Origin of the sequence: Roseburia amylophila, from assembly GCF_025567465.1 — a bacterium.
Taxonomy (GTDB): domain Bacteria; phylum Bacillota; class Clostridia; order Lachnospirales; family Lachnospiraceae; genus Roseburia_C; species Roseburia_C amylophila.
The window spans coordinates 98,921-114,439 of record NZ_JAOQKI010000008.1 but is presented as its reverse complement, the minus strand read 5'-3'; the positions used below and the strand labels follow the sequence as shown (position 1 = coordinate 114,439).

Annotated in this window: 15 protein-coding genes; 7 read left to right on the top strand and 8 right to left on the bottom strand. The window is 42.7% G+C overall.

Going from position 1 to position 15,519, the window contains the following annotated elements; translation table 11 throughout:
* Nucleotides 1-6 precede the first annotated feature (6 nt).
* The 3 genes from OCV43_RS06930 to OCV43_RS06920 are packed head-to-tail and all read right to left on the bottom strand — an operon-like array spanning nt 7 to nt 2,140.
* Nucleotides 7-645: a methylated-DNA--[protein]-cysteine S-methyltransferase gene (locus OCV43_RS06930; RefSeq protein WP_262623736.1), complete on the bottom strand. Its 639-nt coding sequence runs from the start codon at nt 643-645 to the stop codon at nt 7-9.
* 8 nt (nt 646-653) lie between these two features.
* On the bottom strand, nt 654-1,676 hold the full coding sequence (locus tag OCV43_RS06925) for an alpha-hydroxy-acid oxidizing protein (protein ID WP_022242720.1): 1,023 nt from the start codon (nt 1,674-1,676) through the stop codon (nt 654-656).
* Nucleotides 1,677-1,723: 47 nt separating this feature from the next.
* Nucleotides 1,724-2,140: an SseB family protein gene (locus tag OCV43_RS06920; RefSeq protein WP_227701237.1), complete on the bottom strand. Its 417-nt coding sequence runs from the start codon at nt 2,138-2,140 to the stop codon at nt 1,724-1,726.
* 193 nt (nt 2,141-2,333) lie between these two features.
* On the opposite strand from OCV43_RS06920, the gene OCV43_RS06915 reads away from it, so the two are divergent.
* The 3 genes from OCV43_RS06915 (at nt 2,334) to OCV43_RS06905 (ending at nt 4,727) form a co-directional block, all read left to right on the top strand.
* Nucleotides 2,334-3,458: an acyltransferase gene (locus tag OCV43_RS06915; protein ID WP_262623716.1), complete on the top strand. Its 1,125-nt coding sequence runs from the start codon at nt 2,334-2,336 to the stop codon at nt 3,456-3,458.
* 82 nt (nt 3,459-3,540) lie between these two features.
* The gene (locus OCV43_RS06910; protein WP_262623715.1) at nt 3,541-4,482 is read left to right on the top strand and encodes a DUF6709 family protein; all 942 of its coding nucleotides are present in this window, start codon (nt 3,541-3,543) and stop codon (nt 4,480-4,482) included.
* On the top strand, nt 4,476-4,727 hold the full coding sequence (locus OCV43_RS06905) for a zinc-ribbon domain-containing protein (RefSeq protein ID WP_022242724.1): 252 nt from the start codon (nt 4,476-4,478) through the stop codon (nt 4,725-4,727). The genes OCV43_RS06910 and OCV43_RS06905 overlap by 7 nt, the downstream gene beginning before the upstream one ends.
* A 134-nt stretch (nt 4,728-4,861) precedes the next feature.
* Here OCV43_RS06905 and OCV43_RS06900 read toward each other — a convergent pair whose 3' ends face one another.
* The 3 genes from OCV43_RS06900 to OCV43_RS06890 form a co-directional block, all read right to left on the bottom strand.
* Complete coding sequence (locus OCV43_RS06900) at nt 4,862-5,194, bottom strand: cupin domain-containing protein (RefSeq protein ID WP_117697884.1); 333 nt, start codon at nt 5,192-5,194, stop codon at nt 4,862-4,864.
* A gap of 138 nt (nt 5,195-5,332) precedes the next feature.
* Nucleotides 5,333-6,964 carry a glycoside hydrolase family 13 protein gene (locus OCV43_RS06895; RefSeq protein ID WP_262623714.1) on the bottom strand — a complete coding sequence of 544 codons (1,632 nt, stop codon included), beginning with the start codon at nt 6,962-6,964 and terminating at the stop codon, nt 5,333-5,335.
* Between the two features lie 34 nt (nt 6,965-6,998).
* Entirely contained in the window at nt 6,999-7,832 is an 834-nt protein-coding gene (locus OCV43_RS06890; protein WP_262623713.1) for an HAD family hydrolase, read from the bottom strand.
* Between the two features lie 686 nt (nt 7,833-8,518).
* On the opposite strand from OCV43_RS06890, the gene OCV43_RS06885 reads away from it, so the two are divergent.
* The 4 genes from OCV43_RS06885 (at nt 8,519) to OCV43_RS06870 (ending at nt 13,472) form a co-directional block, all read left to right on the top strand.
* Nucleotides 8,519-9,406 (top strand): hypothetical protein, encoded by an 888-nt coding sequence (locus OCV43_RS06885; RefSeq protein ID WP_262623712.1) that lies wholly within the window; start codon nt 8,519-8,521, stop codon nt 9,404-9,406.
* Nucleotides 9,407-9,546: 140 nt separating this feature from the next.
* Nucleotides 9,547-11,658: a hypothetical protein gene (locus tag OCV43_RS06880; protein ID WP_262623711.1), complete on the top strand. Its 2,112-nt coding sequence runs from the start codon at nt 9,547-9,549 to the stop codon at nt 11,656-11,658.
* 410 nt (nt 11,659-12,068) lie between these two features.
* Nucleotides 12,069-12,449, top strand: coding sequence for a hypothetical protein (locus OCV43_RS06875; RefSeq protein ID WP_262623710.1), 381 nt, complete (start codon nt 12,069-12,071; stop codon nt 12,447-12,449).
* A gap of 63 nt (nt 12,450-12,512) precedes the next feature.
* Entirely contained in the window at nt 12,513-13,472 is a 960-nt protein-coding gene (locus tag OCV43_RS06870) for a DUF3592 domain-containing protein (RefSeq protein WP_262623708.1), read from the top strand.
* A 41-nt stretch (nt 13,473-13,513) separates the two neighbouring features.
* On the opposite strand, the gene OCV43_RS06865 is transcribed toward OCV43_RS06870, so the two are convergent.
* Nucleotides 13,514-15,100, bottom strand: coding sequence for a DEAD/DEAH box helicase (locus OCV43_RS06865; RefSeq protein WP_117697894.1), 1,587 nt, complete (start codon nt 15,098-15,100; stop codon nt 13,514-13,516).
* A 113-nt stretch (nt 15,101-15,213) separates the two neighbouring features.
* A complete protein-coding gene (locus tag OCV43_RS06860; protein WP_117697895.1) occupies nt 15,214-15,483 on the bottom strand; it encodes a GIY-YIG nuclease family protein in 270 nt (89 codons plus the stop codon).
* Nucleotides 15,484-15,519: the final 36 nt, after the last annotated feature.

Genomic DNA, 15,519 nt, shown 5'->3' with positions numbered 1-15,519 from the left:
AGTAATTTAATCCGTTTTCTCTATTTTCATTCCGAAACGTTTTAAATCTACTTTTCCGTCCACTACTTCTATACCGTCTGCCATCAGGCGGCGTGCCTGTTCATTCTCGCCGCCAAAGGCAAAGGCTCCGGAAAGCCCGCCTTTTGCATTTACCACCCGGTAACATGGTATGTTTTCCGAGTCTTTATTCTTATGCAGGGCATTTCCTACAGCTCTTGACATCCGCTTGTTTCCGGCAAGCTCCGCTACCTGCCCATAGGTTGCCACCTGCCCTTTTGGAATTTTCTTTACTGCTTCATAAATCCGCCTGGTCGGGCTGTCCGTTACCAGTTCATAGCTTTCTGCTATCATGCGGCAGATATCTTTATCCGGGATTGTGCCATCCACGATTATGGTATTCCAGTGCTCCTTATTCTGATGATACCCCGGAATGACTGCCGGATAGGCACTCCGCCAGAAATCTCTCCACTGTGGGTCTGCTTTTACGTTCAGATTGAGGAATCCATTCCGCATATAAGTCCAGAGAAATGCCTTTTTGCTTTCCCTTACGCGCACAAGCTGCCAGTTCTGATCATGGAACGGTGCCTCCTGATAGGTGTCCGGTAAAGACAGTCCGTATGCTAATATTTCTTCTCTTGTTTTCATGCTCCACTCTATGCTTTTGTCCATATGCAATCCCTTGTAATCTCTGCCAGGCTGTGTACGCCACACATTTTCATGGTATCTTCTAATTCGGTTCCTATCCTGGCAACATAAGATGCTACGCCTTCCCTGCCGCCACCGTAAACCGCTGTCACAAACGGTCTTGCGATAATTACCGCATCTGCACCTAAGGCAATTGCCTTAAATACATCCGTTCCACAGCGGATTCCGCCGTCTACGAGAATTTTCATGGAGCCTTTCACTGCATCCGCAATCCCGCCTAAGACTTCTGCTGTTGCCGGGCACTGGTCTAATACCCTGCCACCGTGGTTCGATACCACAATTCCGGCAGCCCCGGCTTCTTTTGCTTTTAAAGCTCCTTTTACCGTCATAATTCCTTTTACAATAAACGGAACCCCAGCAAGCTCTGCCACTTCCCGCAGTTCTTCCACAGTCTTACTGCCTGCCGGCGGCTCTAAATTCTTAAGAAACGGCAAGCCTGCTGCATCTACATCCATGGCTACCGCAAAGGCTTTCGCTTCGTGCACCAGTGCCATTTTTTCTTTGATGATTTCAAGGTTCCACGGCTTTACCGTTGGGATTCCAAGTCCCTGTTCTTTGGCAATTGCCTTTGTAGCTGCCACCATGACATTACTGTCTGTACCATCCCCTGTAAAAGCTGCAATGCCGCATTCCGCACAGGACGATACCAGAATATCATTATAGGAAATGTCATTGAGACAGTCACCGTAATGCAGATTCACCGCTCCTACCGGGCCTGCAAAGAACGGATATTTAAACTCTTTTCCAAATAATTTCAGCGAAGTATCCACCGGAGCATTTTCCACAATGGTATCCATCTGCACACGAATCTCTTTCCATTTATCATAATTACGCATGGCAGTATCGCCGATTCCCTTTGCACCGGGTCCCGGCATCTGATTCCGGCAGGCGCGTCCGTTGCATTCTACACATGCCTTACAATAATTTCCAATCCTTCCTCTTGCCTGTTCAATACATTCTACATAATTCATTTTTCTTTCCACTCTTTTTCTTCTCTGACGTTTACTTATCCACATATCTATCTGCTGCCAAGCACAATCTGTATCAGATTCTTATCCAGCATTATGGTACGGTTCCACGGATTTAAAATGACCCCTTCGATTCCCTCTGCCTGCAATGCTCCTTGAAAAAGCTTTTCTATATCAGCTAAAAATGTGGATTTCACACTTCCGCCGCCTTTTAATTCTTCTTCAAAGCTGCTGAAGGCTGCCCACCAGGTCCTGCCCTCTGTCTCAATCGCCTGTAGCAGCATCTGGCTTCCACCCTTCGGTGGTTCCACTGCCACAATCACCTGACCGCCTTCCTGCATCCGCCGGCGGATTACCGTCAGTGTATGGGCTAACTGCTCCGGTGTTGCCTCCTGCTGCAAGCCGGCAATCGCCTGTTCGATTTTTTCATTTCCTATCAGTCCCTCATCTATCTTTTCCTTTGCCATATGTGTATTCCTTTCTGCCGGGGCTATTTTTTACTGCTTAGCACATTTCCAGCAGTGCCCTCTCGAAAATCAAAGATTTTCCCTGACTGGCACTGCTCATTATAACACGCTTTTGCCGGAAATAGTGGCATCTTAAAGCTATCTGTATTATAATAGCATGGTATTTCATTTTAGGATTAGGAGATTAGACAACATGACACCAGCTAAAACCAGAAGTTCCAACATTGAATTATTGCGTATTCTGGCTATGTTTATGATTATTATTTTTCATATTTCTGACCACTGCGTGAAGGTACAGTTAACAGACACTGCTTCCATGCTGCGTATGAATAACGGACTGTTCTGTGAACCTGTTTTTTATAAGAAGCTCCTGCTTCTTTCCACCTTTGCTCCAATGGGAAAAATCGGAAATGTTATTTTCATTACGATTTCCGGATACTTTATGGTTTCAAAGGGAAACGGAATTAATCTTGCCAAAATTTCCAAAAAATTGCTGTTACAGCTTGGTTTTGCCGCAGTTTCCCTGACACTGGTATCTTCCTTCTGGTACCGCATGACTGACGGTGTCTTTTTAAAACTGGTCAACATCAATAAATTTAACAGTATGTCCTGGTTTGTGGGCTACTATTTCTTCATTATGGTAATCGCTTACCTCTTTTTAAACAAGTTTCTGGCAAAACTGGACAAGCAGAAATATTTTACCTTTCTGATTGTCTTATTTGCATTTATCCAGTTCCGCTGGACCGGAAGTATGGCAAATTCCCTGGCTAACGGACTCCGGACACTGCTGACCGGTATTTTCTTATATGCCTTGGGCGGTTTTATCCACCTTTACAATCCATTTGGAAAAATCAGAACTTATTGCCTCTATCTGATTATTGCAATTTCCTTCCTGTTTATTTATATCTCTGCTTATAATGTAACACAGACCAATATTCAGACTTACTTTTTAAATGAAAGCAAAGACATTTTTATCCAGAAGATTCCTTCCTTTTCAGACTATAGCATTATTCCGATTCTTGTGGGACTTTCTCTGTTTGAAATCTTCCGGCGCATCCATATTCCATGCAGCCGCATGATTAATTTTGTGGGAGCTTCCACTTTTATGGTTTATCTTTTACATGATAATGCTTTCGCTTACAGTCTCTGGAATACACAGGACTGGATTACCCTGCTCTATGAGCATCCATATATTTACCTGTTTAAGCATCTGCGCTGGGCAGCTGCCACTTTCCTCATCGGCATCCTTTTCTATATTATTTACCTTTGCCTCGGAAAAGCCCTCAGTAAATGCAGATGGCTGGTGATGAAAGAATAATCTTCCTTATATCTGTTGCATAATTCTTCCTCTTATGCCATGATAGAATTGGTTTAAAAAAATACACGGGAGAAAAAAGAAAATGGAAGAATTTAAAAAGGATTTATTGAAAGTCTGTGGGAAAAACACCGCTGCACTGATTATTTTCTTTGTATTAGGTGGCGTTTTCCTTGCCTTCGGTCTTCTGATGTGGATTACTGCTTATGATCCGTTTGACGCACAGACCGATGGTTACGCAACAATGGAAGTTACTTATGTAATGGGGCCATTTGCGGAGCTTACTTCTGATGGAAAAGATCACACAGAATTCTATATTGCAGAGGATTCTGAAGGTTACTGGAGTATCATTGCTACCAAGGGAGAAACTTCCCTTCCGGTCTATGGTGTAGACATAGATGACACTGTTCTCGACAGCTTACCTGCTCACACGATCCGGGGAAAAAGCACCAGCATGCCTCCTCAGGCAGCTCATTATCTGGTGGATTATCTTTCTGATACCGGACTGGACATTACTACTTACAACTATGACGAGTACTTTGGTGACCATTATCTGGATACCACACACACAGCCGTTGAAAACAGCATTGTACTCTATGTGATTGCTGCCGTATTTACAGTTCTTGGTATTATTATTTTTTCAGCAGGCGGCAACAAGAAAAAGGCCGTTAAGAAAAAGATTGCTCTCTTGGAACAGAATGGCGGTCTGCAGCGGATTTACTCTGATTTTGCCAACAGCCCACGCATTTTTTCACCAAAGCTTGGCGTTGCTGTTTCCAATCATTTCATATTGGATTACAACAATACAAAGGAAGGCTTCTATGTCACTCCTTTAGACGATATTACGAACGTTTTCAAATGTAACATGTTAAATGGTGACCCGACAACAACCAGCTATATTGCACTGGAAACTGCAGATGGTAAACGTACTCTGGTTGCCGCTCACAGTGGAAAAAGCAAAGATTTTGATCAGGTTCTTAATCAGTTAAAAGCAAATATTCATCAGGGAGGTGTTATGACATGGTAATTATCTACGGTACAAGAACAGTTTTTAAACGGGAAGGCCCGGTTGGCACTTCTGTCTGCCCAAACTGCCGGCATAATGTCATGCATACCCTTTGCAGACAGTTAAATCAGGCAACCCTTTTCTATATTCCGATTTTCAGCCACCAGAAACAGCGTGGCATTATGTGCGAAAGCTGCGGTATGATTACACCGGTCAGTGCACAGGAATACCGGGAACGGAAACAGGCTGCAAAGATGTATTATTAAACAATGTCTTATTGATATAACGTCAGCTCTTGCGGACATCTGGCAACACAAAACCGCCACATACACAGGCAATACGCACATCTGATGATGGCTTTGTCTTATGTATGTGGCGGTATTTTAATACTTACTTCTTCTTAGAATACTACGACTAAAAGCATTTTAAACTGCTCTTTTCCATATACGGCATGTGGATGTCCTGCCGGCATTACGATGGACTGTCCTTCCGTCAGTTGGAATTTCTCACCATCAATGGTTACTTCTCCAACTCCATCCAGACAGGTTACAAAGGCATCTCCGCCGGAAGCGTGTGTGCTGATTTCCTCGCCCTTTGCAAAGGAAAATAAGGTTACGCTTACTGCATCATTCTGTGCCAGTGTCTTACTTACAATCTGTCCATCCTGATATGCTACTTCTTCTTTTAAATTTAAAACTTCTTTCTTGGAAATATTTTTTAATAAATCTGCCATTTTGTGCTCCTTATCTTTTCTTTATCTGATTTGTATAAACCTTTTCGGTGGGTTTATCCATATTATAGCAGATAACGGAGTGACTGACTGTTGGATTTCCAACATCTATGCAAAGAATTTATTTCAATAGGAAATCTCTTATTTTTTATAGTACATTCTTGCTTCATACGGACGAAGCACGGAAGAATCCTCTATCTCTTTATAGTTGGAAATGAGAAGCTCCATATCCTCTGTCTCTTCCGTCAAAGGCATTTTCACAGTATTGCCGTAGAAATTGCAGACAACAAGCAGTGTCTCATCCGCATTTTTACGCTCATATGCAAAAATATTTTCATCCTCGGCTAACAGTAATTTGAAGCTGCCGTCCACCAAAACAGGATACTCTTTTCTAAAGCTTACCAGCTTCCGGTAGCAGTTGAAAATGGAATCCGGGTCATCTACCTGGCTCTTGGCATTGATGGTTTTATAGTTGTCATTTACTTTTATCCAAGGTGTGCCTGTTGTAAATCCGGCATTTTCCGTATCATCCCACTGCATTGGTGTTCTGGCATTATCACGTCCCTTGGCATAAATGGAATTCATAACATCTTCCTTATCATAGCCTGCTGCGATACGCTCCTTGTATACATTCTGAATTTCAACATCCCGGTAATCCTCGATATTATAGCGGACATTTGTCATACCCAGCTCTTCGCCCTCAAAAATGTATGGAGTTCCCTGCATTCCATGTAATAAAATTGCCAGCATTTTTGCAGACTCTACCCGGTACTCCTTATCATTGCCCCAACGGGATACGATACGCGGCAAATCGTGGTTGTTCCAGAAAAGGCTGTTCCAGCCACAGTTATAAAGCTCTGTCTGCCAGCGGTTCATAATCTGTTTTAATTTCAAGAATGGCAGCGGTGCCAGATCCCATTTATCCTTGCCTTCCTGCTGATCCAGCCCGATGTGTTCAAACTGGAATACCATGGAAAATTCGCTTCCATCCGGATTGCTGTAAAGCTTTGCCCGCTCCGGGTCTGCGCCCCAGGCTTCTCCTACGGTAATCAAATCTCCCTTCTGGAAAGTTTCTTTGCTCATTTCACGGAAATATTCATGAAGTCTTGGGCCGTTGATGGTAATTTTCTTATCCGGCTCTTTTGCAATCTGGTCAATTACATCCAGACGGAAACCGCCAACTCCTTTTTCCATCCACCATAAAATCATGTCATATATTTCTTTTCGCACCTGCGGATTTTCCCAGTTCAAATCCGGCTGTTCCGGCAAAAACTGATGGAAATAATACTGCTTTATTTCCGGTACCCATTCCCATGCACTTCCACCGAAAACGGCTTTCATATCGTTTGGCTCTACGCCTTCTTCCCCGTCTCTCCACACATAGTAATCATGATATGGGTTGTCCTTACTCTTCTTTGCTTCCTCAAACCATCTGTGTTTATTGGAGGTATGATTTAAAACCAGATCCATAATGATGCGGATGTTGTATTTCTTTGCTTCTTTAATTAAAGCCTCCATATCTTCCACACTGCCGAACATCGGGTCAATATCCTGATAATCAGAAATGTCATAGCCATTGTCCGCCTGCGGGGATTTGCAGACCGGTGATAACCAGATTGCATCAATACCAAGCTTTCCAAGGTACTCCAGCCGCTCCATAATTCCTCTTAAATCACCGACTCCATCTCCATTACTGTCCTGAAAACTCTTTGGGTAAATCTGATATACTACTGCACTTTGCCACCATTTCTTTTCTGTTACGTTATTACTCATTTTGTCCTCCTAAACTTTCTTTACTTATTTTTCTTCATAGCAGCCCCAATTTTTCAAATGCATCATACAATCCATTCTTATCCACATCCCCGGTGACATAATCTGCCATAGCCTTTATCTCGTCTCCGCCGCTTCCCATGGCAACACCATAGCCACAGTATTCTAACATAGGAATATCCACTTTGGCATCCCCAAAAGCTATGGTATCTGCCACATCTGCATGAAGATATTCTAACAGATGCGCAATGGCATTGCCCTTGGTGATATTTTTTACACCCAAATCTCCAAATAATGCAATTTCGCCGGCTCCGCCCCAGGTTCCAGCCTGCAAATCCGGGAATTCCACCACAGCATCTTTATAATCCTGATACTGATTTAAGATAAAGCTTACTTTATTTACATCATCCCGGTACAGCTCTCCCTCAAAAATCATTTCCGGAAATGCATCCCGTACCTTTATTTTATCTGCGCCCTCTTTGCCTTTCCGCCTGGAATATTCCTGAATCACAGGATCTCCAGCCTCTTCAAATCCGGCACTTGCAAACAGTCCTGCATTACTTTCCAGATAAAATTCCAGTCCGCGCTCCTTTAACCAGTCCACAATATGGCGGCACTGCTCCGGCGTAATCATCTGGTGCATAACCACATGTCCATGATCTTCCACATAACTTCCGTTTCCGCCTATCATTCCATCCAGTCCGATTTCCCAGATATTCTCATAGACTTCTGCTTTACTTCTTCCTGTGCAGATATACACTCTGTGTCCGTTTTCTCTTGCCTTCCCCACCGCAAGAACCGCTGATTCCGGCAAATGATTTTCATAATCCACCAAGGTTCCGTCAACATCCAGAAAAATGATTTTTCCCATACTGCCCATCCTCCTACTCCTTTTCTTCTATCCTACCTGCATTTTTTGAAGAAATCAACATTTTCTTCTAATGTATTTAAATCGATTGGTCGATAAAGTTATTACATGGATGGCATTTTATTTCAAGGGATTGATTGAGATAAAGTGTCTTTATTTTTTTCTGATGATTGTAAAAATGTATGGATTGTAAATTTGTCAGGATTTCGAAGTGCATATTGCTTTATCTGATGTAAAATGCCAGCAGTTCTTAGATGCATGTTTTTCTTGCTGTCAGGCTGTCTTTCCGTTGCTTTGACACAATCGCAGGACTGTTCGTCGGGTACGGATGCGGATAAATCCTGCAAGGGGCACTAAGAATTTCGGCAGGATAATCTTTCATCTGGCAACCGGCGCAAATTCACATCCGTGTTCATATGCGCCTCGCCGGCACGTCCCTGTGCCGGCGTTGCCTGTTGTCAGACGAAATTCCAAGTGCCCCTAACAGTTCTTAAAATGCATCCGCACTTCGGCGAACAGTCCTGTGATTTGTCAAACATTGGAAAGACCGACTTAATAAACAAAAGAAAAACATGTATCTTAGAACTACGGTATTTTATAGTGAAAGCAATATACACTTCGAATATCCTGATTACTTTTACAAATATATTTTTGCAATCACCAGACAACAACTTCTGAAAGGAGCTCTTATGGCAATTAACTCAATATGGAACAACAACTCCCCAATGGACTACCTCGGTTTTCTGTCCACTGACCCGGATAACAATACTGAGGATAACGAATGGCTGACTCATTTTCAACAGCTTGTGCAGAAAAAGCTTTCTGAAATGAATGAGGATAAGGATTCTGCAGCTACGGTAAATCCGGCTGAAGAAATTGCAAAATGGAAAGAAAATATTTATAACAAAATGAAAAATGGTGAAACCGAAGAGAGCTTTCAAATCGGTGGTCAGTCTTTCAGCATGAAGGAATGGGACAAGCTGTTAGACTCCTTTGATAAAGCGGAAGAAGCTTTACAGGAAGCTATTGAAGAGGAAGAAGAAGTTAAGGATAAGGAAATGGCAGAGACAGCAAAGAAAAGCATTGTAAATGATACACCAGCCCAGCCTCTTATCGATATGCTTTTATCCGATACCCTTAAGGTTACGTTTCCGACAGATGCCACAAATGAATCTGACGAAGATGCGGAAGATGTATTATATATGGTTGCCATGGATGAAAAAGGTATCCGCTGCATCAAAAACGGGTCTGATACTTACGAATGGGAAATTGAATTTGAAGACGATTCCCAGTATGAGGCTGCCCGTGATTTCTTAGGCTGGGCTTCTCCACGAATGGACAATCTTTTATTTGCAGCCCATGACAATTTCTGGATGGATTATCTGAAGGGTGACCTTGATGTAGATGCTTTTAAAGATTTCTTAGTGGGCACCAATAACGGCATTCCAAACTATGGCATTGGTGATGAGGAAAATATGTACATTGACGAGACGAAACTTCAGTGGACAAAATATATGAACCCTCTGGGTGCCCACTTTGGTACCCCGGAAGAATTATTTCCGATTCCGGAATTATAGATTAAATACAATAAAACAGGCACTTTTTTCTGTCAAAACGGGCATGTCCAAAGGAAAATGAAATTGGTAAAATAAAATCGTAAACCTTGATTTTGTCGGTTTGAATCTTACTAAAAATCATTAAAGGGAAAGGACGAATTATGGGAAAAAGAAAAAAGTTACTAGGTTTGGTTTTGGTAGTCTGTATGTTGTTTACACTGACACCGATAACTTCCCGGGCAGATGTTACAACAGAGAAATGGACAGATTTTACAGCAACTGACTTTGCTGGCGGCAGCGGTACAAAGGATGATCCATATCAGATTGCTACGGCAGGACAGCTTGCAAAGCTGGCATCAGAAGTAAATTCTGGAGTACCTGAGCAAACACATTTGGGGGAATATTTTAAGTTGACCGCTCCAATTGATTTGAGCGGAAAGAGATGGATTCCTATCGGTTATGGAAATGCAAGTTCCAAAGCTTTTTCAGGATATTTCGATGGAAATAATCAGGTCATTACAGGCTTATATGTGGATGAACGGGGAAATAACGTCTGTGCCGGCTTGTTTGGTGTCGTAGTAGCTGTATCTGATGAAACAGTACTGAAAAATTTCTGTATTAAAAATGCTACCATCTATGCCGGAAATTCCACGGATGCAAATGCCAGTCCGGATATTTACGGTGCCGGAGTGCTGGTAGGTTCGCTTACAACGATGGGTGGTTCCAGAGCTACCTTTGTTGGAGTAGAAAACTGTCAGGGAACCGGACAGGTAGACTCCAAGATGTATGCCGGAGGGCTGATTGGTGATGCAAGCCGTGCCCATGTTTCGGATTGTTCCGCGGATGTTACTGTGACAGGAAGGTGTATCAGTGGTGGATTCATCGGAAATGTTTTCCAGGGCTCCTACAAAAACTGTACCGCCAAAGGCAGCGTATCCGGAGGATGGTCAACCGGCGGGTTTGCCGGATGTGTATTTGAGTCCGACGCCAGTGTGGAAATAGAGCATTGTGCATCTTATGGCAATGTTGAGGCAAATAACTGGAATACCGGTGGTTTTGTCGGATACCTGGAAAAAGGAAAGATTCGTAACAGTGTTTCCTATGGTAATGTAAAGAGTACGGTGGCAGGCTGGGAGCCGAAAACCGGTGGCTTTTCCGGTACAAATACCGAAGGAAATATTCAGAACTGTAATGCTGCAGGTACTGTAACAGGTTCTCATCCAACAATTGCACCGGGTGGATTCATTGGATATGATAATAATGGCACCACTGCTGGCTGCGCTTTTGATAAAAAGAAGAACCCTTCACTCAATGATGTAGGTGCGGATAGTGGAACACCTGGTTCCAACCAGATTAAGGCAGCAGATACAAACTCCCTGCTCTCAAATATCTGCGGCAGTTATCTTGGCGGACATACACTGTCTAAGGTTGACAGAAAAGAAGCAACCCATCTGACAGAGGGAAATATACAATATTGGGTCTGTGCAAACTGCGGTGGTTATTTCAGTGATGCAAATGGAGCAAATATGATTACTGCTTTGGATGTTGTAATCGCAAAAACAGCAGAGCATACAGCAGACCGTACCGGATGGCATTCCGATGCGGATAATCATTGGAATACCTGTGAATGTGGTGAAAAAATAAATCAATCCGGACATAGCTTTACCTGGGTAATCGACAAGGAAGCTACGTCTACGGAAAAAGGTTCTAAGCATGAGCAGTGTACAGTTTGTAATTATGCTAAAACTGCAGTCGAAATCCCGCCGGTAAAAACCGGAACTGAAGAAACCAAAACTTCTTATAAAATTATAGAAGGAACTGAAAGCAGCTATGTACTGCAGAGTGGCAACAGCCTTACCATCCGGGTGGATGCAGAGTTCTCTAAATTTGCCGGAATCAAAGTAGATGGTGTTCAGATTGGAAAAGATAATTATGATGTGAAGTCCGGTTCAACCATTGTTACTTTGAAATCCTCTTACCTGAATACACTGACTGCCGGAACACATAACCTGGAAATGTTGTGGACAGATGGTTCTGCAAGTACTACGTTTACCATCCAGGCAAGCGTAAACCAGAATCCAGACAATAAAAATCAGGAAACGGCTACAGCCTCAAATACCCAGCCTGCAACTCAAACTAATAAAAAGCAGACTACGGATAAGTCTCCGAAAACAGGGGATTATAATAATCCTTTGGTATGGGCGGCATGGCTGATTGTTTCAGAAATTATTATTGCTGGTACCGTTTATTATCGTAAAAAGAAACATTTGTAAATAAATATTACCCCATAAAAATGCTCTCTATGTAACAAACTGTATCATTTTACAGGAAACGTTATATAGAGAGCATCTTTCATTCCGTCAAAAATGCTCCAATATGGAACCATTGTATTACCAGAAAATGATGGTCATGTTATCAAAAAAGGAGTACTGGGATTGTAGTGTGCATGATTGTGGTGTCAGGAAGAAAAGATGTGCTATATGCCCCACTTGTGATATACTTAAATATATCCGGAATCATTAAAGCAATCAAAAATTTGGATAGGAAAATTTTTCATTGAAAGGAACGGGGATACGATGATATTATCGGACAGAGATTGTTTGCAATCAGCCTTCTGGCACATGAAACTTATTTAAGGCAGGAATATGCCCGGGCAAAGGGGCTTGTCCAGGGAGCTTTTTTGATGGCGGATACGACATATCCCATACCCATAATATATCTGAACTGTGTGCAGGCAATGTGTCAGATTAATCTGAAAGAACAAAAAGAAGCCATACACTCAGTAAATTCTGCATGGGAAATGGCCAGACCGGATAGATTTTGGGAGCCATTTATTGAGTATCATGGGCTGTTACAGGGATTATTGGAGGTCTGTGTCCGAAAAAAAGAACCAGAGATTTATAAGCAGTTGGCAGGCGAGATAATCTCATTTAGTCGTAGCTGGATGAAAATCCACAATCCTAAGATGCAAAAAACAGTGACGGATCTCCTGTCTCCATTGGAGTTTTCCATTGCAATGCTGGCATGCCGGAACTGGACCAATCAGGAATTCTGGAAAAGTTAGGTATCGATAAACGGGATAAAATAAAAAATTTTGTAAATCAATGATATACGAAGGAGAAGGTTTATGATTGTAAAAAGATATGTGAAAAAGAGTACCATCTACATTATTGCTGCCATTATGGCGGTCTTAACTGCAGGAGCCCTGTATCTTGGAGTGGTTCATCGTTTTACTTATGGGGCAAAGTATAAGAACTACACCACCTGGTCTGCACAGGTTCTCTCTCTGAAGGAATACAAACATGAGGACAGCGATGATAATGTTTATTACCACTACTCGGCTTTTTTAACCTATAACGTGAACGGAACGGTTTATACTCCGGTTACCGATGAGGTCTTTACGGAAGAGGATGTTCCGATGGAAGGCGAAAAGATTCCGATTTTCTACAATAACAGTGACCCCGGTGATTATGTGCTTGTCAAATATGACTGGTTGACGAAGTCCTATATTCCTCTCAGTGACAAAGGCGATGTCTGGCTTTTTACAGCATTTCTTCTGCTGGGATTTGTTCTGCTTCTGATTCCGATGAATCTGGAAAATGACCAGGTGCAGGGCGTCATGATTGGAAGCGGACTTCTGCTCTTTGGTCTTGATGGTATCGTAATGGGTACTATTATGCATAAATTTCAAATGTTCTTCCTGGCTATCTTTGGTATCTTCGGCGGCATTATCCTGTTCCGCTACCTCTTTATTCCAAAGGAGAAACGCCAGAAAGCCGATGTGGTATCTGCATCCCTGCGGTTGTTCAAGGTTGTTGATATTTATGTAAATCCACAGACCGGTGTGAAAACCGTGGTATTTTCCATGCCGGAAAATAACGGTGCGACCTATGAACTGTTTTCCCTTGACGATATTTATAATCAGTATAACTACGGGGATATGTATCAGATTGACAAGACGGTTCTCTTAGGATTTGGTCTGGGACGACAGATTAACGGCTCTTATACCATTGACATCAACGGTCTGAACCCTTCCCATATACAGCCTTTGAACCCCCTTCTTAAGAAAATGTTTTCACGGGTATAAAAACTGCGAGGGACACGTAAATCGTGTCCCTCTTTTTTTGTTTATTTCTGGTTTGCCGGTTCCATATTAACGGCTTTTCCCTTTATCTTCGCATGCTTCATGGCATTTAAGACTTCTTTTCCATATTCTCTTGGTACTTCCACAAAGGTATATTTATCAAACATATCAATGGCTCCCACCAGTCTGCCCGGCATACCGGACTCTCCGGCGATGGCGCCAAGAATATCTCCCGGCTTAATCTTGTCTTTCTTTCCAATGTTGATAAACAGTCTTACCATTCCCTCTTCTGCACCGGTATTGGCAAAGTCGTATTCTTCTTTTTCAGAAGAACTCTCCCCTGCACCCATTGCCTGATAGAGGAAAGCTGCTGCAATATCCATGGCAGTATAATCAGCTTCATTTACCTGCTTCTCAATCAGCTCTATCATATCAGAAAGATTCTCTTCCTCAATGATAGTTCCAATCTGTTCCATAATATTTTCAGCTTTTATCTGTGCCACATCATCAGTGGATGGAATCGGCTGTGCTAAAATCTTTGTCTTGCAGTAACGCTGGATATCTTTTAATTTATAGACTTCCTTGCCTTTTACAAAAGAAAATGCCTTACCACAACGGCCTGCACGTCCGGTTCTTCCGATTCGATGTACATAATATTCATCATCCTGCGGCAGGTCATAATTAAATACCGCTTCTACATCATCTACGTCAATTCCTCTTGCTGCCACATCCGTTGCAATAAGAATATCCGTCTTTCCTTTCCGGAAATTATTCATGACCCGGTCTCTCTGGGACTGCTTCATATCTCCATGAAGTCCCTCTGCACTATAGCCTCTGCCGGATAATTCCGTTGCCAGCTCATCTACCATTTTCTTGGTATTACAGAATACCAATGAAAGCTTCGGATTATAATAATCCAAAAGTCTCGTAAGGACATCCACTTTATCCTTGCGCTTTACATCATAGTAGTACTGGTCAATGTTGGCTACGGTGAGTTCCTTTTTTACAACCTTGATATTGACTGCATCATGCTGGTATTTTCTTGTAATGTCAAGAATCGGCTTTGGCATGGTTGCAGAAAACAGTACGGTCTGATGCTCTCCCGGAATATATTCTAATACAGTTTCTATGTCCTCACGGAATCCCATATTTAACATTTCATCCGCTTCATCCAAGACGATGGTATGGACAAAATCCGGGCGAATGGTTTTTCTGCGAAGATGGTCCAGCAATCGTCCCGGTGTTCCGATAATAATCTGTACGCCACCCTTTAGGGCTTTAATCTGGCGGGAAATGTCCTGTCCACCATACACTGGCAGCACTTTTACACCGTGCATATATTTTGCCAGCTTACGGATTTCGTCTGCCACCTGAATGGCGAGCTCTCTGGTGGGAGATAAAATCAAAACCTGCGTTTTCCGTAAAGACGGGTCTACTTTCTGTAAAATCGGAATTCCAAAAGCTGCTGTCTTGCCGGTTCCGGTCTGAGCCTGTCCGATAACGTCCACACCTGATAAAACCACCGGGATTGCCTGACTCTGAATCGGTGTTGCCTCTTCAAATCCCATGTCCGCAATTCCTCTTAAAATCTGCGGATTTAAATCTAATTCATCAAATCTGATTGTATTCATTCTTTTCCTTCCTGTTGCGGGAACTTTTTCCCATCTGTCAGTAACCTGTTCTCCAGTCACTTTATAAAAAGCCACCGCGGCTAATCATAACAGACTGTTTTTTGCTTGTCAATTTACTGCAACAGATTTTTCTTCGACAAAATCAGCGCATCCTTCTGCTTTCTGGTCAGCTTTTTATAGGCTGCTTCCTTCTGCATGGCCTCCTCCTTCGTCCCGGATTCCTCTAAATACCGCAGCTCCACCGGTCCCCGGTTTCTGGTATACTTTGCTCCTTTTCCACTGTTATGTGCTTCAATCCGCTTGTCAATATCAGTCGTCCAGCCGGTATAGAGGCTCCCATCCCGGCAGAGCACCATATAAGTGTAATTATGTTTCTCTTTCATGTAATCCTTCCTATGTAGACCGGGCACCGCCCAGTC

Bases quoted from the DNA above. Each gene is read 5' to 3' on its own strand.
- OCV43_RS06930 (WP_262623736.1), bottom strand. From the start codon at position 645: ATGAAAACAAGAGAAGAAATATTAGCATACGGACTGTCTTTACCGGAC.
- OCV43_RS06925 (WP_022242720.1), bottom strand. From the start codon at position 1,676: ATGAATTATGTAGAATGTATTGAACAGGCAAGAGGAAGGATTGGAAAT.
- OCV43_RS06920 (WP_227701237.1), bottom strand. From the start codon at position 2,140: ATGGCAAAGGAAAAGATAGATGAGGGACTGATAGGAAATGAAAAAATC.
- OCV43_RS06915 (WP_262623716.1), top strand. From the start codon at position 2,334: ATGACACCAGCTAAAACCAGAAGTTCCAACATTGAATTATTGCGTATT.
- OCV43_RS06910 (WP_262623715.1), top strand. From the start codon at position 3,541: ATGGAAGAATTTAAAAAGGATTTATTGAAAGTCTGTGGGAAAAACACC.
- OCV43_RS06905 (WP_022242724.1), top strand. From the start codon at position 4,476: ATGGTAATTATCTACGGTACAAGAACAGTTTTTAAACGGGAAGGCCCG.
- OCV43_RS06900 (WP_117697884.1), bottom strand. From the start codon at position 5,194: ATGGCAGATTTATTAAAAAATATTTCCAAGAAAGAAGTTTTAAATTTA.
- OCV43_RS06895 (WP_262623714.1), bottom strand. From the start codon at position 6,964: ATGAGTAATAACGTAACAGAAAAGAAATGGTGGCAAAGTGCAGTAGTA.
- OCV43_RS06890 (WP_262623713.1), bottom strand. From the start codon at position 7,832: ATGGGAAAAATCATTTTTCTGGATGTTGACGGAACCTTGGTGGATTAT.
- OCV43_RS06885 (WP_262623712.1), top strand. From the start codon at position 8,519: ATGGCAATTAACTCAATATGGAACAACAACTCCCCAATGGACTACCTC.
- OCV43_RS06880 (WP_262623711.1), top strand. From the start codon at position 9,547: ATGGGAAAAAGAAAAAAGTTACTAGGTTTGGTTTTGGTAGTCTGTATG.
- OCV43_RS06875 (WP_262623710.1), top strand. From the start codon at position 12,069: ATGGCGGATACGACATATCCCATACCCATAATATATCTGAACTGTGTG.
- OCV43_RS06870 (WP_262623708.1), top strand. From the start codon at position 12,513: ATGATTGTAAAAAGATATGTGAAAAAGAGTACCATCTACATTATTGCT.
- OCV43_RS06865 (WP_117697894.1), bottom strand. From the start codon at position 15,100: ATGAATACAATCAGATTTGATGAATTAGATTTAAATCCGCAGATTTTA.
- OCV43_RS06860 (WP_117697895.1), bottom strand. From the start codon at position 15,483: ATGAAAGAGAAACATAATTACACTTATATGGTGCTCTGCCGGGATGGG.